This is a genomic window from Fructilactobacillus fructivorans (assembly GCF_001434095.1).
Classification (GTDB): Bacteria; Bacillota; Bacilli; order Lactobacillales; family Lactobacillaceae; genus Fructilactobacillus; species Fructilactobacillus fructivorans.
Map to the genome: position 1 here is coordinate 111,109 of NZ_AZDS01000001.1, position 16,043 is coordinate 127,151.

Annotated in this window: 21 protein-coding genes, 1 tRNA gene and 1 other annotated feature; of the genes, 20 read left to right on the forward strand and 2 right to left on the reverse strand. The window is 37.0% G+C overall.

Annotated elements, in window-relative coordinates:
- Positions 1-2 precede the first annotated feature (2 nt).
- On the reverse strand, positions 3-2,639 hold the full coding sequence (locus tag FC73_RS00645; RefSeq protein WP_056936273.1) for a YfhO family protein: 2,637 nt from the start codon (positions 2,637-2,639) through the stop codon (positions 3-5).
- A 150-nt stretch (positions 2,640-2,789) separates the two neighbouring features.
- On the opposite strand from FC73_RS00645, the gene FC73_RS00650 reads away from it, so the two are divergent.
- From FC73_RS00650 to FC73_RS00675, 7 genes are all read left to right on the forward strand, one after another.
- Complete coding sequence (locus tag FC73_RS00650; protein ID WP_010021555.1) at positions 2,790-4,853, forward strand: peptidoglycan D,D-transpeptidase FtsI family protein; 2,064 nt, start codon at positions 2,790-2,792, stop codon at positions 4,851-4,853.
- Positions 4,854-4,973: 120 nt separating this feature from the next.
- Complete coding sequence (gene rpmG, locus FC73_RS06870; RefSeq protein ID WP_081454141.1) at positions 4,974-5,123, forward strand: 50S ribosomal protein L33; 150 nt, start codon at positions 4,974-4,976, stop codon at positions 5,121-5,123.
- A 55-nt stretch (positions 5,124-5,178) separates the two neighbouring features.
- Positions 5,179-5,718 (forward strand): 5-formyltetrahydrofolate cyclo-ligase, encoded by a 540-nt coding sequence (locus tag FC73_RS00655; protein WP_056936274.1) that lies wholly within the window; start codon positions 5,179-5,181, stop codon positions 5,716-5,718.
- A 2-nt stretch (positions 5,719-5,720) separates the two neighbouring features.
- Positions 5,721-6,395, forward strand: a complete 675-nt coding sequence (locus tag FC73_RS00660) for a rhomboid family intramembrane serine protease (RefSeq protein WP_010021550.1) — start codon at positions 5,721-5,723, stop codon at positions 6,393-6,395.
- A gap of 37 nt (positions 6,396-6,432) precedes the next feature.
- Positions 6,433-6,660 (forward strand): YqgQ family protein, encoded by a 228-nt coding sequence (locus FC73_RS00665; RefSeq protein ID WP_010021549.1) that lies wholly within the window; start codon positions 6,433-6,435, stop codon positions 6,658-6,660.
- A gap of 1 nt (position 6,661) precedes the next feature.
- Positions 6,662-7,624, forward strand: a complete 963-nt coding sequence (locus FC73_RS00670; protein ID WP_010021548.1) for an ROK family glucokinase — start codon at positions 6,662-6,664, stop codon at positions 7,622-7,624.
- A 20-nt stretch (positions 7,625-7,644) separates the two neighbouring features.
- The gene (locus FC73_RS00675) at positions 7,645-8,049 is read left to right on the forward strand and encodes a rhodanese-like domain-containing protein (RefSeq protein WP_052236581.1); all 405 of its coding nucleotides are present in this window, start codon (positions 7,645-7,647) and stop codon (positions 8,047-8,049) included.
- Between the two features lie 46 nt (positions 8,050-8,095).
- Here the strand turns inward: FC73_RS00675 and FC73_RS06875 are convergent, their stop codons facing one another.
- Positions 8,096-8,272, reverse strand: coding sequence for a DUF3042 family protein (locus tag FC73_RS06875; protein ID WP_010021546.1), 177 nt, complete (start codon positions 8,270-8,272; stop codon positions 8,096-8,098).
- A 92-nt stretch (positions 8,273-8,364) separates the two neighbouring features.
- Here FC73_RS06875 and miaA point away from each other — a divergent pair, with 92 nt between their 5' ends.
- The 13 genes from miaA (at position 8,365) to FC73_RS00740 (ending at position 16,041) form a co-directional block, all read left to right on the forward strand.
- Positions 8,365-9,273, forward strand: a complete 909-nt coding sequence (gene miaA / locus FC73_RS00680; RefSeq protein WP_010021544.1) for a tRNA (adenosine(37)-N6)-dimethylallyltransferase MiaA — start codon at positions 8,365-8,367, stop codon at positions 9,271-9,273.
- Positions 9,274-9,275: 2 nt separating this feature from the next.
- Positions 9,276-9,797 carry a hypothetical protein gene (locus FC73_RS00685; protein WP_010021543.1) on the forward strand — a complete coding sequence of 174 codons (522 nt, stop codon included), beginning with the start codon at positions 9,276-9,278 and terminating at the stop codon, positions 9,795-9,797.
- 74 nt (positions 9,798-9,871) lie between these two features.
- A tRNA-Arg gene (locus FC73_RS00690) sits at positions 9,872-9,945 on the forward strand.
- 94 nt (positions 9,946-10,039) lie between these two features.
- Positions 10,040-10,112, forward strand: a sequence feature (ribosomal protein L21 leader region).
- A 16-nt stretch (positions 10,113-10,128) separates the two neighbouring features.
- Positions 10,129-10,437, forward strand: a complete 309-nt coding sequence (rplU, locus tag FC73_RS00695) for a 50S ribosomal protein L21 (protein ID WP_010021542.1) — start codon at positions 10,129-10,131, stop codon at positions 10,435-10,437.
- A 5-nt stretch (positions 10,438-10,442) separates the two neighbouring features.
- The gene (locus FC73_RS00700; RefSeq protein ID WP_010021540.1) at positions 10,443-10,763 is read left to right on the forward strand and encodes a ribosomal-processing cysteine protease Prp; all 321 of its coding nucleotides are present in this window, start codon (positions 10,443-10,445) and stop codon (positions 10,761-10,763) included.
- Between the two features lie 29 nt (positions 10,764-10,792).
- Positions 10,793-11,089: a 50S ribosomal protein L27 gene (rpmA, locus tag FC73_RS00705; RefSeq protein ID WP_010021538.1), complete on the forward strand. Its 297-nt coding sequence runs from the start codon at positions 10,793-10,795 to the stop codon at positions 11,087-11,089.
- Between the two features lie 116 nt (positions 11,090-11,205).
- Positions 11,206-11,766 (forward strand): elongation factor P, encoded by a 561-nt coding sequence (efp, locus tag FC73_RS00710; RefSeq protein ID WP_010021537.1) that lies wholly within the window; start codon positions 11,206-11,208, stop codon positions 11,764-11,766.
- Positions 11,767-11,810: 44 nt separating this feature from the next.
- The gene (locus tag FC73_RS00715; RefSeq protein WP_010021536.1) at positions 11,811-12,239 is read left to right on the forward strand and encodes an Asp23/Gls24 family envelope stress response protein; all 429 of its coding nucleotides are present in this window, start codon (positions 11,811-11,813) and stop codon (positions 12,237-12,239) included.
- On the forward strand, positions 12,236-12,634 hold the full coding sequence (nusB, locus tag FC73_RS00720) for a transcription antitermination factor NusB (RefSeq protein ID WP_010021535.1): 399 nt from the start codon (positions 12,236-12,238) through the stop codon (positions 12,632-12,634). The genes FC73_RS00715 and nusB overlap by 4 nt, the downstream gene beginning before the upstream one ends.
- Positions 12,635-12,728: 94 nt before the next feature.
- On the forward strand, positions 12,729-13,592 hold the full coding sequence (locus tag FC73_RS00725; protein WP_010021533.1) for a bifunctional 5,10-methylenetetrahydrofolate dehydrogenase/5,10-methenyltetrahydrofolate cyclohydrolase: 864 nt from the start codon (positions 12,729-12,731) through the stop codon (positions 13,590-13,592).
- Entirely contained in the window at positions 13,582-14,931 is a 1,350-nt protein-coding gene (xseA, locus tag FC73_RS00730) for an exodeoxyribonuclease VII large subunit (RefSeq protein ID WP_010021531.1), read from the forward strand. The genes FC73_RS00725 and xseA overlap by 11 nt, the downstream gene beginning before the upstream one ends.
- Entirely contained in the window at positions 14,931-15,182 is a 252-nt protein-coding gene (locus FC73_RS00735; protein WP_010021530.1) for an exodeoxyribonuclease VII small subunit, read from the forward strand. Before xseA ends, FC73_RS00735 begins: the two co-directional genes overlap by 1 nt.
- On the forward strand, positions 15,169-16,041 hold the full coding sequence (locus FC73_RS00740) for a polyprenyl synthetase family protein (protein WP_225416835.1): 873 nt from the start codon (positions 15,169-15,171) through the stop codon (positions 16,039-16,041). Before FC73_RS00735 ends, FC73_RS00740 begins: the two co-directional genes overlap by 14 nt.
- The last annotated feature ends 2 nt before the right edge of the window (positions 16,042-16,043 follow it).

Sequence of the window (16,043 nt, forward strand, 5' to 3'; positions counted from 1 at the left end):
ATTTATTTACGTAATTTTTTGAATCTGGTTTGGACAAGTAATATAAGTAACGTTAGCACACTTACCAAGATTCCAAGGTTTAAAAATGGTGGCCAATATGAAAGCTGAATGTTTTGCTTGCCCTTACCAGTTTTTATGGCAATAAAGTAATTATCCCATTTGGTAAGAGGATGATTTTTTCCGTTAACTTTAGCGTGCCATCCCTTTGAATAAGGGATACTTGAAGCCACAACGGACTTTGAATTGTTGGTATCGATAATGGCATTAACCCTTCTTGAATTAGGACTAGTAACCTTGATCGATCCTGCTTGGAGTTGACGGTCAGTCTGCTTAAAAAGAGAATTATTTAATTGGTAGAGAGTAAAATTCTGAAGCCACAACGATGATTTCTTGAATTGGATTTTAACGTCAACAACTTTGTCCTTTGATTGGTTGGCAATGTTTATCACCTTGATGGAATTTGATTCGGGACTAAGTGATAATTGATTACCATTTACGAATAAATCACACTTGCTATTTTGCATTTCAGTGCCAAGGGTCAAATAGTAGGAGTCATTAGTCTGTGGTTTAAATTCGAGTTCTAATGATGCCGGCTTGAGTGGGTTAACTTTATTAAAAATCGTACCAGTTAATTGGTTATGCTTAGTTACATTGTTATATTTCACGTTGTCAAAGTTGCGGTTTGAAAAAAGGTTCCTCCTAACACTTTGGTTACCGGTTAGATTGGACCACAACTCTGACTGATATTGGATTGGATCGGCACTAGTAGCCTGGCTCGTAATTGCCTGCTTACTAGCACTAAATAGCATTGGCAGGGCGTACTGGTTTTTATATAATGAGAATCCCGCGACATTGTTTTGATATTTATAAGCGGCCTGATCATATCTTTCAGGGAACTCGCGAATTCCAGGAACGTCAACGGATGCAGTCAATGGGCGAGCAATATGATAATTCATGGATAATAAAGCGTCCGAAACCATGGTTCCACTAGAATATTCAATGACTCCATCTCCATTTGGTTGACCAAGATTACCGATCAAGTTCGACATTTGGGGATTCATAACGGAAGAAAATAGAGACGCACCGTTGAAGCCAAAGTTAAACGGATCATTTTTAGTGCGGGAAAAATCTTTATTGATACGAAAAAGCTGGTTAGAAGATTTGGCATGAAGATTCGTGGTTACTTGGTTTAGTTTTGTCACGTAACCTCGGTATTCAACGTTACTTAGATATGAAATGTTGTCTAGTGATAGGAAGAGATTAGCGGCAATACCAAAAATGACCAACAAAAAAATGCCAGCATTAAACCATTTTTCTTTGCGGAATGGAGTTATTAAGACAATTAGTGAAGCTAATATCATTAATCCTTCAATTGTCACTGTGTACCACTTTAAATAGTTATATTTGGGAATTCTAAGGCAAGTGTATCCAATCATTGCTAGTAAGATTATTATCATGATCCAAAGGCCCTTTTGTGTGAGGTTGATGGATCGAATGTGATTTAAACTTGTTAAGGCAACCATAATTAACCAGAAGCAAATTACAAATGAAAAGCGGTATGGATACCATATTGGAAATTGAAAGGCGTGCCAGAATAGATTAAGTGGTTCAAAACAAGCTGACAAAATGAGAAAAATTGTCATTATGAAAGTGGCGAATCGAAGCCTTTTAGAAAAGGTTCGATTAATAAAAAACAATAAAAACAACATTAGGATCATTGAAGAAACAAAAATGTTTGGTAGTCCATTCGGCATTTGATCAAAGTTAAATGATCCAGGAGTTAACTTGGTGACAATGTCTAGAATGGGGTATTCAAACTTGAAATTTAATTTAGACGAAAATCCTTGTCCCTTTGAATTAAGCAAAGAGTAAAAGACAGGGAATAGGATGAAAGCAGCTAGTCCAACGGAAATGATTCCGTTGATAAGAAGTCGTAGTAGTTTAGTGGCAGCTTCTTTGATGCTCTTGGCATTAACAGCTAAATAATAAATTGTTAATAAGATGATAAAGATGGTGATCATATAAGCCATGTAGCAGTTGATGATTAACATGGCAGTGTAAGAAATGATGAACAGTGCCGAATGCTTATTTTTTAAAAGTTGAGAAAGCCCTAATACAATTAAAGGAAGCAAAATCATGGCGTCTAACCAAATGATGTTTAAGTTGTTAGCTACCATCCAACCATTTAAAGCGTATGCGGTTGCAAACGATGATGAAATTAACCATGATTTAGTAAGCTTGAGCTTCTTTATGAGAACGCTGAAAGTGAAGCCAGATAGGCCAATTTTGATTAAAAGAAGAAATAAGACTCCGATTGATAAATTGTCATTACTGAAGAAAAGCAGAATGAGATTTAAAGGACTCATTAAATAGTATGCCCATGTTCCAATCATTTCATTTCCTAAACCATTCGAAAAAGAGTAAAAAATAGATGATGGATGTTGTAAAATTGCTCTTCTAAAGTAAGCAAAAAAATCAATGTATTGTTGGCCTAAGTCAACCGTTAAAATCGTGTTATTGCCGAAGGGAGCCATATTGCGATATACTGCATATAATGCCATAATGACTAGTGGTATCAAAAAGCCTAGAATTAATGACAAATTCTTAGACAAAATTTTTTTTATTTTTTGGTTAAGCATTTGATTACCTCATTAATTTATCAAACTGGTGAATTATAATGGAATTAGCTTGATTGTTTTTCTAGTAAATAGGTTATCATACATGAATTAAGAAAAGCGTCATAAATAATGAATTCGAGTTATTAATGTTAGTTAAGGAGCGTTAGCGTTGTGAAAAACTTTTTTGATCGGTTATTTAGGAGAAGAAGCCGTGGTTCAAGCCGTCGAAACGGTAATTCCAAGATCCCGTTTAGATTAAATTTTATTTTTGCTATTGTGGGAATATTGTTTGCGGTTTTGGTATTTCGTTTAGCATACATGCAAATTTTTCAGGGGTCAGTATATAAGTCAGATGTTAATCAAAGTGATAATTCAGTGAAATACGGAAACGTTCCTCGTGGAATGATCTATGATTCAACGGGGAAGGTTTTAGTTGGAAACAAAACTCATCGAGCTATCACTTACACTAAGGGCTTAAGTGTCATGCCACAGGAGATTTATAATAATGCCAATAAGCTTGGTAGTTACATTACCATTCCAACCAAGACACTTACTAAGAAACAAATTGGTGAATATTACTTAGCTGATAAAACTAATTTAGCCAAAGCAACGAAGGTCGTTCCTAACGGTGAAAAATTGGCACCTCAAGCTGCTTACGATAAAGCCTTAGATATGATTCAGGATGGCAAGCTTATTAAGGTTACCCCTCAAATGAAGAACGCCGCTGCTATTTTTACTGAAATGAGTGGGGCTTATCAATTATCGACCACCAATATTAAAACCGATGGGGTAAGTAACAAGGAAATTGCTGAAGTAGGTGAACACGCTGCTGAAATGCCCGGAGTTCAAGTTGGAACGAGTTGGTCGCGTGATTATCCATCTGGTAATGAAATCCAAAGCATTGTTGGAAACGTGTCTTCTAGTAAAACAGGATTACCATCTGATCGGGTTAATGAATTATTAGCTGAAGGATATTCGAGAAATGATTCCGTTGGTCAAAGTAATTTGGAACAACAATATGAGCCAGTTTTGAGAGGATCAAAATCACAGACTGAAGTAAAAGTTGGTGGTGATAATAAGATTGTTAAGGAGGTTAAGAAGTATCCTGGCCAGCGTGGCCAAAACCTTCAACTTTCCATTAATTCCAAATTTCAGAATAAACTCCAAGATCTAGTAAAGGGTTCTGAATCAGGAGGAGTTGGTAATTCAACCGGAGCTTATGCGGTCGTCATGAATCCCAAGAATGGTGCCGTTATTGGAATGGCTGGAGTAAATCGTGATCCTAAGACTGGGAAAATCACGCCAAACGAATTAGGAACGATTAACAGTGCTATCGTAATGGGATCCGTCGTAAAGGGTGCTATGGTATCTGGAGCATTGATGGATAAAGTTATTACCCCAAATAGTAGTATGATGGAAGATATGCCAATTGATATTGGTGGATCTAAAAAGAGTTCGTGGTTTAATAAGAATGGGGAAGCTAACATGTCCGTTAATGCTCAAGGAGCACTGGAAGTTTCATCGAACTCATACATGATGCAGCTTGCTATGAAGGAAGGCGGCTTTAAGTATAAGGCCGGGGGCTCGTTAAACATGAGTCCTAACGTCTTTAACACTGAAAGAAATTACTTCAATCAATTTGGATTGGGAGTTAAAACCGGAATTGATTTACCTGGTGAAACTGCCGGAATTCAAGGACCATCAACCTTTGCTAACATTGGTAAAGCACTTGATGAATCGTTTGGTAACTATGATTCATACACTACGATTCAGTTAGCTCAATATATGTCAACGATTGCTAATGGTGGGTATCGGATGAAACCCCATGTTGTTCAAAACGTAAGATCAACTAACACGAAGAATGGCCAACTTGGAGCCGTTCAAAATACCACAATGCCAACGGTGCTAAATGAAATTCCAATGACTCCAGCAGAGCGAAACGTTGTTACGCAAGGACTATACCAGGTTGTTCATGGTACCAATAAATACAAGACTGGTGGAGATCTATCCAGTATCTCTCCAGAGGTTTCTGCGAAAACTGGTACTGCTCAGACCTTTTATGAAGGTAAGCCAACGGTTACTTTAAGTTTGGCATCATATGCACCTTCAAAGGATCCTCAAGTGGTGGTTGCCCTTGCAATTCCAAATCTCCCTGTTAATGCTGAAAATAATAACTTGAATTTAGCTAAACAAATTTATCAAGCATACTGGTCGGATGTTCAGAACAAGCCTTAGTTGCTGTTAAGGGGAAATACTTAACATTATGTTAAAAGGACTGGATATCTAAGTTTAAAGATGTTAAGATTATGATTGTTGAGTTAGTTAAAAAAACGAATATGTTTGGAGGTATTTGACATGCGTGTTCATATCACTTTGGAATGTACTGAATGCCACGAACGCAATTACTTATCAACTAAGAGTCGTCGTAACAATCCCGATCGCTTAGAATTAGAAAAGTATTGCCCACGTGAAAGAAAAGTTACTTTACATCGCGAAACAAAATAAGATTTTGGGTTATTGCCCAAGATCTTTTTTATTATAAAATTAATGGGTGCTAAAATTGAATAAGGATAAAGTTAGAAAGCAAATATTAAATAAAATGGAAGGTGCTACACAATCAGATCAAAAGTTTTTTGATCTGTATGTAGAACTTTTTCATCTTTCAGAATGGAATCACGCTGAAATAGTAGCTACTACCATGAATACGACAAATGAAATTCCCACGGCTCCCATTATTTTCAAGGCTTTAGGTGAAGGCAAACGGGTTGTTGTCCCCAGAACCTTACCAAATCATCAGATGGAATTTGTTAAAATGGATCATAATTTGGTTTTCCAGCAAACTAGATTTGGAATTTGGGAACCAGTTGCTGGTTCAGTGGTTAAATCGGATAAAATTGATTTAATGATTGTTCCAGGAGTGGCATTTAACCCTCAAAGCAAGCAGAGAATTGGTTATGGGGCTGGTTTTTATGATCGATACTTATCACATTTTAAGGGATATAAAGTAGCGTTAGCTCAAGAGGAACAAATTATCTCTGCTTTAGATTGGGAGCCAGAGAATTTTGACGTTAAATTAGATCAAATTATTTATAGAGGATGAGCATGATAAGACAAAAGATTAGAAGGATTAATAATTATCCGTGGGTCACATATCTGTTATTATTTGTCATGGTTGTGATTTATTTATTGATGACCATGAATGGCGGATCAGAAAACGTATTTAATTTATTGAAATTTGGTGCTCAGTCGAATCAACTGGTTCGGGATGGACAATGGTGGCGGTTAATTACCCCAATCTTTGTTCACATTGGCTTTCAACACATTCTAATCAATGGAATTACATTATATTATTTGGGAAAATTGATTGAGCCAATTGTTGGGCACTTAAGGTATTTCATCATCTTTATGGTTTCTGGAATTTGTGGCAATCTGATGAGTTTTGCCCTCGGAAATGGAATTTCAGCTGGATCTAGTACTGCTATCTTTGGATTATTTGGTGCTTTTTTGATGATTGCATTTCAGTATCGTGGTAATGATTTTGTGAGAAGTACAGCGAAGACGTTCGTTCTCTTTGTGGTAATTAACTTGGTGTTTGATATTTTTACTCCTGGGATTGACATTTATGGTCACATCGGTGGATTCATTGGTGGTTACTTGGTTAGTTTTGTTGTAGGATTAAGACAAAATATCAATTTAAATAAAATTATGCGATTATCTTATGCAACCGCTTTAATTATTGGTATAATAATAATGTACTATTTAGGTTCTGTTCGTTGACACGTTATACATAGTTAATTTAGGATGATGATTAAAAATGACAACTTTATATGATGTTCAACAACTGTTAAAAAAATTTGGAATATATGTATATGTCGGGAAACGACTTTGGGATATTGAGGTGATGGCTCTGGAACTTGACCATCTCCATGATGCTCATGTAGTTAGTGATCGAGAGTTTACATCCGCAAAACTGGTATTAACACGTGAACACAGAATTGAAGAGAAAAACTTAAAATCTAAAAATGAGACGGGAGGTCTATAGAATGGCAAAGAATTTGATTGGAATTGACTTAGGTGGTACGACCACCAAAATGGCTTTTTTGGACGAAAATGGTGAGGTTCTTGATAAGTGGAGAGTGCTTACCGATACTAGTGACAAAGGTGCTCACATCGTTGAAAATATTGTCAAGTCAATCAACAAACACATCGAAGATTCTGATAAAACCATTAATGACTTTGTTGGAATTGGAATGGGAACACCTGGAACGGTAAATCGTGAGAAGGGTACGGTTTCAGAAGCTTTCAACCTTAACTGGAAGGATGAACAACCAGTTAGAGAATTAATTCAAAATGGGGTTGGGTTACCGTTTCAATTAGATAATGATGCCAATGTGGCTTCCTTAGGAGAATATTGGAGAGGTGCAGGTAGCACTGAAGACGATGTTGTCTTCGTTACTTTAGGAACTGGAGTTGGTGGTGGAGTGATTGCCAACGGTAAACTGCTCCACGGTGTTAACGGTGGTGCCGGTGAAGTTGGTCATATTGCTGTTCAACCAAATGGTTATCTCTGTACTTGTGGAAAGAAAGGTTGTTTGGAACAGTATGCTTCAGCAACTGGAATTGTTCATGTCGCAAAAGACATGTCAAAAGAATTTAATGGACATTCGCGTCTAAAAGACCTAGAAAATACTGATGAAAAGATTACTTCTAAGATGATTTTCTACTTAGCAGACAATGGTGACATTTTGGCAAACCAAGTAGTTAACCGAATTTGTTTCTACCTTGGTCTTGCTTTATCTGACATTGGAAACACTCTTAATCCCGCAAGTATTATTATTGGTGGTGGAGTTTCGAATGCAGGTAACACTTTGCTTCAACCAACCACTCGATATTTCCAAGAAAACGCCTTCCCATCAATTCGTGATTCAACTAAAATTAAATTAGCCCAATTGGGGAATGATGCTGGTGTGATTGGAGCAGCTTCATTAGCATTACAATTTAGATAAAAGTATTGGAGAGATTTTAATTGAGTAGCGTGATAGTTTCAGTTCTTTATTTTTTGATCACTCTGGGAGTGGTTTTGTTAATTTGGTGGTTGTATCATGAATTTACTATTTTAATGGCCAAACGTTATTGTAAGTTTTTGAATGAAGACGAATTTCAAAAAGGGATTCGCAAATCTCAAGTTATTGACTTACGTGAAAGTAAGGCTTTTAACGATGGACATATTTTAGGTGCAAGGAACATGCCATATTCAACTTTTCGAAGTTTTTATCAAGAACTGAGACCAGATCTACCAGTTTATTTGTATGATCAAAATAAAACTTTGAGCATGAAGGCTGCTAAGCTTCTTCATAAAAAGGGTTTTAAAGACATCTCAATCCTTGATGAAGGATATCAAAGATGGGATGGCAAGATTAAAAAAGGTTAAATAAAAAAAGAGAACTCAGTTGAGTTCTCTTTTTTGCTGAATATTATTAACTTAAATGAGCTGAATGACTCTTTCGGTTTGCCTTCTTGCGGTTTTCATCAATCTTAGATTCTTGTTCTTCGATTGGTTGAACCACTGTCTTCTTAAATGAAAGCCAAACTCCTGCAGCAATTCCAACACATGCCGCAACTCCGGTAGTAAATCCTTGTGTAAATTTACTCATAGTCATTGCCTCCTTTTTATTATCTACTTGTCTATTATGCTTTATTTGCGCTAATATATCCAGTATAGAACATCATTAAATTAGGTGAATTTATGGAAAAATTATTAGCAATTGTTGGTCCAACGGCAGTTGGGAAAACGAACTTATCAATTAAGATTGCCAAGCGATTCAATGGTGAGGTTATTTCGGGTGACTCGATGCAGGTTTATCGACATTTAGATGTGGGCACCGCTAAGGTAGCCGAACCTGAACAAGAGGGAATCCCACATCATTTAATTAATATTATTGACGTTAATGAGCAGTACTCAGTCGCAGATTTTACTGAAGCAGCCCAAAAATTAATTACTGAAATCATAAGTCGTGGGCATTTACCCATTATTGTTGGTGGAACAGGCTTCTATGTTAGTTCGTTGTTAAATGGTTTGAGTTTAGGAAGTAAGGAAGATCCTGATATTCGTACTCGACTAAATGATGAATTAAAAGTGAGTGGGCCAAAGAAAATGTGGGAAACATTGAATCAAATTGATCCCGTTTCGGCGGCAAAAATTCCCGTTGAAAATACTCGGAGGATTATTCGAGCCCTTGAAGTATATGAAAGTACGGGGAAACCAATTTCACATCAGGTTAATTCTGGGAAACAATATGATGATTTAGTGATTGGATTAAACACCGATCGAAAGGTTCTATATCAGCGGATTAATAATCGAGTTGATCTGATGATGCAAAATGGTCTAATTGAAGAAAATGAGTGGCTTTTTAAAAATGGTGGGCGTAAAATTCCTGCTAGTAAGGGAATTGGATATCGCGAATTTATCCCTTATTTTGACGGTAGAGAGGATCTTGATCAAGTTAGAAGCGAGATCAAGAAAGACTCACGACATTACGCTAAGAGGCAACTAACGTGGTTTAGAAACAAGATGAGCGTCAGTTGGTATGATTTAGTTCAACATCCAGATGAAATTCAACAAATTGAACGGCAAATTAAAGAATGGAGGAAGTAAATATGAATATCAGTAAAATGGTATCGGACACGGTTAACTTATACCGACAGTTAGATGCCAAAGATCAGAAAATTTGGAAACCAGGAACCCATGTTTCAAGTTCTTACGTTTCACTTAATATTCACATGAGTGAACTGGCTAAAAGTTCAGGGATGTTAAAGACGGATATTACCGTTCCCAGTGGCAATCGAGACTACCAATTAGAGAATTATGTCAAGACACTTCGGGACTTTCTGTTAATCGCTAATTTACAAAGCTGGACTGACATTATTGATGTAGATGAACAAACGTTAAATAAACTGTCTGCAATGAAGAAAACTGATGATTTAAATTCGTTGTATTTGTCAATGCTAAATATGCTGCTCAAAAGTTATTACGAAAAGAGTAAAATTGGGTATAAACACGCTTGGACCTTGTTTTTGAAGTTTGGAATTGTTGATCTAGGCTTTCAGGCAGAAGAAATCACAGACAAGTTTGATGAAATGATTCAAAATGACTTGAACACGGTCTTAGATAACCACTAAATCTAGTAATATATTAAAAACCATTGACTTATAGTTTAATATTCAATATAATTATTCTTGTTGTTTGAGTTTATGTCGCAGTAGCTCAGCTGGATAGAGCAACGGTCTTCTAAACCGTAGGTCGAGCGTTCGAATCGCTCCTGCGACATATTTAAAAGGGTACATCTTTTAGGAGATGTGCCTTTTTAATTTGACTTATACCAGTAATTTTTATATACTTATGATGTTGTAATTGTGGACTTCCACAGCTACAACCGCTCAGTATGAGTCTTTAAGTCCATTAGGCACTTAATACTGGCGAGTCTAAGCAAATTATAGGGAGGTGCACTACATGTACGCAATTATTGAAACCGGTGGTAAGCAATACAAAGTTGCCGAAGGCGAAGCCATTTTTGTTGAAAAGCTTGATGCTAATGAAGGCGATAAAGTTACTTTTGATGATGTTGTCTTTGTTGGTGGTAAGACTCCTAAGGTTGGTTCACCATTAGTTGATGGTGCTTCAGTCGAAGGAAAAGTTGATAAGCAAGGTAAGGGCAAGAAGATCCGTATCTTTAGATATAAGCCTAAGAAAGGCGCTCAATCAAAGAAGGGTCATAGACAACCTTACACTAAAGTTACTATCAACAAAATTAATGCTTAATTCTCATGATTAAAGCTAAGTTTGATTTAAATCATAATCTAATTACTGGATTTAAAGTAACCGGGCATGCTGATTCTGGGGAGTACGGACATGACATTGTTTGTGCTGCTGTGTCAGCGTTGGCTATTTCTTCTGTGAACGGTTTAATTACTGTTTGTGATGTTGATCCCTTTGTTAAACAGGATGAAAAGAATGGAGGTTATCTCCAGGTTAAGATTCCTGATGAGCACTGGGATGATGTTAAGGTCCAGACTTTACTTAAAAGCTTTATGAATGGTCTTAAGGATATTTCAAAACAATATTCGAATTATGTTGAAGTAAAATAATAATCCTTTTAATTTGGAGGTGTAAACACATGTTAAAAATGAATCTACAATTCTTCTCTCACCATAAAACTGGTGGTTCATCATCTAACGGTCGTGACTCTGCTGGACGTCGTTTAGGTACAAAAGCCGCTGATGGTTCATCAGTAACGACTGGTACAATTTTATACCGTCAACGTGGAACTCATATCTACCCAGGCAAAAACGTTAAGCGTGGTGGAGATGACACATTATTCGCTTTAGTTGATGGAATTGTTCGTTTCGAACGTTTAGGCCGTGACAAACGTCAAGTTTCTGTTTACCCTGAAGCAGAAGTAGCAACTAAGTAAATCAAAAGAGACCTAGCGGAAACGTGGGGGGGTCTCTTTTTTTATCAGTATCGTAACTTGCTTTTACATGATCGATATTGATATGATAGGAATATAAATATGTGGGAGGCATGAAAATGTCAATTTCAATTGTAAAAGTAAAAAATGGTATGACCATTCAAGCTGACAATAACATCTGGAAAATCGTTAGTTTTCAACACGTAAAGCCTGGTAAGGGTGGAGCGTTTGTTCGGACTAAGTTAAAGAACTTAAGGACCGGAGCGGTTCAAGAAAAGACTTTCAGAGCCAGCGCTAAGGTTGAAAAAGCCAACATTGAGACTAAAAAGATGCAGTATCTTTACGATGATGGTAGCGGTTTGGTCTTTATGGATATGGATAATTATGAGCAATTAACAATTCCAAGAGAACAAGTTAAAGAAGAAATGAACTACTTGCAAGAAAACATGGAAGTCCAGGTAATCCAGTATGGTGGAGAAACACTTGGAGTCGAAGTCCCTAAGACGGTTACACTTGAAGTATCTGATACTGAGCCTGGAATTAAGGGTGATACTGCTTCTGGTGGATCAAAGCCAGCTACTATGACTACAGGTTTGACCCTTCAAGTTCCATTCTTCGTTAACAAAGGTGACAAGTTAGTTATCAATACTGACGATGGTACTTACATTTCTCGGGCATAATAATTAGTCGATTCTGATTATTATACCAATTGGGGGGTTATATTATGGCAGCAGATGAAAGTTTCATTACACTCGATAATAAGAAATCGGACCTAGGATCAATTAAAATTGCACCGCGTGTGATTGAAGTAGTCGCTGGAATTGCAGCTGTGCAAGTTGAAGGTGTCAATCGTATGCGTGGTAGCTTTTCTTCTAGTGTAAATGAATTATTTGGAAGAAAAGAACGTGGTAAAGGTGTCAAACTAGCGATCGCTAATGGAAAACTAAATGTTGATATTTTTGTCTATCTTAATTATGGCGTTTCGGTCCCTAAGGTAGCATTAGAGATTCAGAGTCAAGTAAAACAACAGTTGTTGTTTATGACTGACCTTCGAATCGGTGCCGTTAATGTTCACGTTGAAGGGATGATTCCTCCAAAGAGTACTGGTAAAGTTGATACTGATAAGTTATTCGATAATGAGGATAAAAAGTGAAAATAAGTCGACATCAAATTAGGGAGTTAGCTTTTCAAACTTTGTTTGCAATGGAAAGTAATGACTCGGTGGAACCAAGTGAGTTTTTTGATTATCTGGTAAAAGAAGATGTGACCGCTCCTAAGTATTATTTAGAGCTCGTCAACGGAGTAAGAGATCATAAAACGGAGCTTGATGCCATTATTACTGATCACTTGGCTAATAAGTGGTCCATTGATCGAATAAGTAAGGCTGACTTAATTATTCTAAGAATTGCGTTATTTGAAATTAAATATGTAGAAGCAACGCCGAATAAAGTTGCCATTAATGAAGCTTTGGAATTAGCTAAAAAGTTCTGTGATGATAAATCCAGAAACTTTATTAATGGAGTATTAGACAGCGTAATTGAAAAATAAGAATTCGAGTGGGATTCTTATTTTTTTACGTTTAGCTAGATTAAAAATAATATGCTAGAATTGTACTAATAATAACGTAGCGGGAGATGTTTTCGTGGTTCAGTTAATTAATGGAAAAAGGGTCGCTAATGACCTTAATTTAGAAACAAAAAAACGAGTTATATGTTTGAAAAAACAGGACGTAACTCCCGGGTTAGCGGTAGTAATTGTCGGAGATGATCCAGCCAGTCAGCGATACGTGCGTAGTAAGGAGAAGAAGGCCAAAGAACTCGGAATCTTTTCAATAAAACGGGCATTGCCGGAGTCTGTTACCCAATCTGAATTAGTTCAAATCGTAAAAGACCTTAATCATGATGACCGCATTAACGGAATTTTAGTTCAATCACCTCTTCCCGATCATATTGACGAAGAACAGATTATTGCAACTATTGATCCTAAAAAGGATGTGGATGGTTTTCATCCGGTGAACGTTGGAAAATTATTTCTTAATTTAAAGGGCCATTATCCCGTTGCATGTACTCCCAAGGGAATTATGACTTTGCTTGCTAAATATAAAATTAATTTGGACGGCAAAAACGTTGTGGTGGTTGGAAGAAGTTCAATTGTTGGAAAGCCCATGTTGGCATTGATGTTAAATGCTGATGCAACGGTCATTGATGTCCACAGTCATACTGATGATATTTCAAAGTACACTAAACATGCGGATATCGTTATATCGGCCGTTGGAAAGTACGCCATCTTAAATGATGATGATTTTAAACCAGGTGCGGTGGTAATTGATGTTGGTCAAAATATGGATGAAAACGGTAAACTAGCTGGTGATGTAGCTTACAAAGCCAAGAGTGACAACATTGAATTCATTACACCTGTTCCGGGTGGAGTTGGTCCAATGACAATTGCTACTTTGATGCAGCAAACGGTTGATATGTGTGAATGGAGTAAAAAGATTGGCAAGTAAATATCTAACTGTATCAGCATTGACGCAGTATATAAAAAAGAAATTCGACGTTGATCCATACTTAGGAAGAGTTTATCTTACGGGTGAAATCTCGAACTTTCGTTTACGTCCGACACACCAATACTTTAGTTTGAAAGATGATAATTCTAAGATTAACGTTACGATGTTCAAATCAGCGTTTTCTAAGATCAAGTTTATGCCTGAAGAGGGAATGAAAGTTCTAGTAACTGGACATGTCTCTGTTTATGAAAAAACCGGGATGTATCAATTTTATATTGATCATATGGAACCGGACGGTGTGGGCCAACTTTACGAAGCTTATGAACAATTAAAGAACAAGTTAGCTAAAGAAGGACTGTTTGAGGGAATTCATAAAAAGTCACTGACAATGTATCCGAAAAAGATTGCAGTAGTGACATCGCAAAGTGGGGCCGTTATCAAGGACATTATTACCACCGTTAGAAGACGGTTTTCAATCGCCCAAATTGTTTTGTTTCCAGCTGCGGTTCAGGGAGAAAATGCTGCATCGGAGATTGCCCATCAAATTAGACGAGTTAATGAAATTGGTGGATTTGATACTTTAATTATCGGACGTGGTGGTGGATCAATTGAAGATTTGTGGCCATTTAATGAAGAAATAGTTGCACGAGCAATCTATGATAGTGAAGTTCCTGTTATTTCTTCTGTAGGACACGAAACTGATACTACTATTGCTGATTTAGTGTCTGATCAACGCGCTGCCACTCCGACTGCAGCGGCAGAATTAGCTGTTCCCGTACTTAGCGATGTGCTTTTAGATTTAAAGACGAAACAAACTCGAATTTATAATGCAATGGATAATCTTTTGGCACGGTCGCGATCCGAATACGATCGGGTCATGAATTCCTATGTTTTTAATCAGCCAGAACGGTTGTATGAGTCATATGTCCAACAATTGGATACTTTAAATACAAAACTCAGTACTAGTATGAAAGATTTGATCAATTATTATCATAATCAACTTCAGGGAGAGTCAGAACAATTAAAGTTAAGTTCACCCGTCCATAAAATTAGTGGGATGCAGAATCAAGTTAATTATTATCTTGCTTCCATCAAAAAATCAGTCCAAGGAATTGTAGATGGAAAGCGAAATCAATTAAGTTCAAATGCATCTGCACTTGATCATTTGAGTCCGTTGCGCTTAATGAGTTCAGGATACAGTATGGTGACAGATAGTGGCGGCCGAATGGTTAAGTCAATTAGGGATTTGAAGAAAAATGAGCAGATTGATGTTCGATTTAGCGATGGGAGTGCCAAAGCAACTGTTGACCGAACTGAATCTAAAGGAGATAACAAATAATGGCAGATAAAAAACCAACGTTTGAAGAAAATATGAGTAAGTTAGAAGAAATCGTTAATCAGCTTGAACAGGGCGATGTACCCCTTGAGAAGGCTTTGTCTGAATTCAAAGATGGGGTTGAGTTAAGTAATGAAATGCAAAAGACCCTGTCGAATGCCCAAAAGACCCTTACCAAAATGATGGATGATAGTGACAATGAAGTTCCATTTGATCGCGATCAGCAAAATGGTGACAGTGATGATGGCCAATAAACAAGTTCTGACAGAGTTCAAACAGGAGTATATTCCACAAGTTGATCGGGTTCTAGAGAACAACATTCAAAAAGCTAGCTCAGTCAAATTAATTGTAAAAGCGATGGAATATTCGCTGATGGCGGGTGGAAAGCGACTACGTCCCTTATTAACGTTAGCTACTCTCCAAACCCTGAATCATCCCATTGATGAAGCAATGGTCCGAGCTAGTTCTGCCGTTGAATTAATTCACACTTATTCTCTGATTCATGATGATCTTCCCGCAATGGATAATGATGATTATCGGCGCGGAAAGTTATCAAATCATAAAGAATTTGGTGCGGGAATTGCAACTCTGGCGGGTGATGGACTATTAACCTTGGCATTTGGATGGTTAACAAACACTAGTTTATCGGATACCAAAAAAATTGAATTAGTTCGTCTGTTGGCACATGCCGCCGGTCCTGATGGAATGGTTGCTGGTCAAACTGTTGATCTAAGTTCTGACAAAAAGCAGTTAAGTCTTGACGAATTGATACATTTACATAAGCAAAAAACTGGCGAGCTTTTTCATTATTGTGTCATGGCAGGAGCCATTATTGCCGATGCTGATGAGCAGAGTAAAAAGGCCTTATCAAGTTTTGCTTGGAATTTTGGATTGGCTTTTCAAATCTTTGATGATATTAAAGATGCACCAGATGATGAAAATCAAGATGATGTTGATAAAAATACGTATGTAAACTTATTGGGAATGAAAGGTGCTAAACAAAAGTTAAAAGAAACTGTGCAAGCAAGTCAGCATTCATTAGAAGAATTACCAGATAAATTTTCACCTGACCTGTTAAGTTCCTTTTTATCATATTTCATGGTCCAGAAGTGAGG

Coding starts and splice junctions, on each gene's coding strand:
- FC73_RS00645 (WP_056936273.1), bottom strand. CDS start 2,639: ATGCTTAACCAAAAAATAAAAAAAATTTTGTCTAAGAATTTGTCATTA.
- rpmG (WP_081454141.1), top strand. CDS start 4,974: ATGCGTGTTCATATCACTTTGGAATGTACTGAATGCCACGAACGCAAT.
- FC73_RS00660 (WP_010021550.1), top strand. CDS start 5,721: ATGATAAGACAAAAGATTAGAAGGATTAATAATTATCCGTGGGTCACA.
- FC73_RS00665 (WP_010021549.1), top strand. CDS start 6,433: ATGACAACTTTATATGATGTTCAACAACTGTTAAAAAAATTTGGAATA.
- FC73_RS00670 (WP_010021548.1), top strand. CDS start 6,662: ATGGCAAAGAATTTGATTGGAATTGACTTAGGTGGTACGACCACCAAA.
- FC73_RS06875 (WP_010021546.1), bottom strand. CDS start 8,272: ATGAGTAAATTTACACAAGGATTTACTACCGGAGTTGCGGCATGTGTT.
- miaA (WP_010021544.1), top strand. CDS start 8,365: ATGGAAAAATTATTAGCAATTGTTGGTCCAACGGCAGTTGGGAAAACG.
- FC73_RS00685 (WP_010021543.1), top strand. CDS start 9,276: ATGAATATCAGTAAAATGGTATCGGACACGGTTAACTTATACCGACAG.
- rplU (WP_010021542.1), top strand. CDS start 10,129: ATGTACGCAATTATTGAAACCGGTGGTAAGCAATACAAAGTTGCCGAA.
- FC73_RS00700 (WP_010021540.1), top strand. CDS start 10,443: ATGATTAAAGCTAAGTTTGATTTAAATCATAATCTAATTACTGGATTT.
- rpmA (WP_010021538.1), top strand. CDS start 10,793: ATGTTAAAAATGAATCTACAATTCTTCTCTCACCATAAAACTGGTGGT.
- efp (WP_010021537.1), top strand. CDS start 11,206: ATGTCAATTTCAATTGTAAAAGTAAAAAATGGTATGACCATTCAAGCT.
- FC73_RS00715 (WP_010021536.1), top strand. CDS start 11,811: ATGGCAGCAGATGAAAGTTTCATTACACTCGATAATAAGAAATCGGAC.
- FC73_RS00735 (WP_010021530.1), top strand. CDS start 14,931: ATGGCAGATAAAAAACCAACGTTTGAAGAAAATATGAGTAAGTTAGAA.
- FC73_RS00740 (WP_225416835.1), top strand. CDS start 15,169: ATGATGGCCAATAAACAAGTTCTGACAGAGTTCAAACAGGAGTATATT.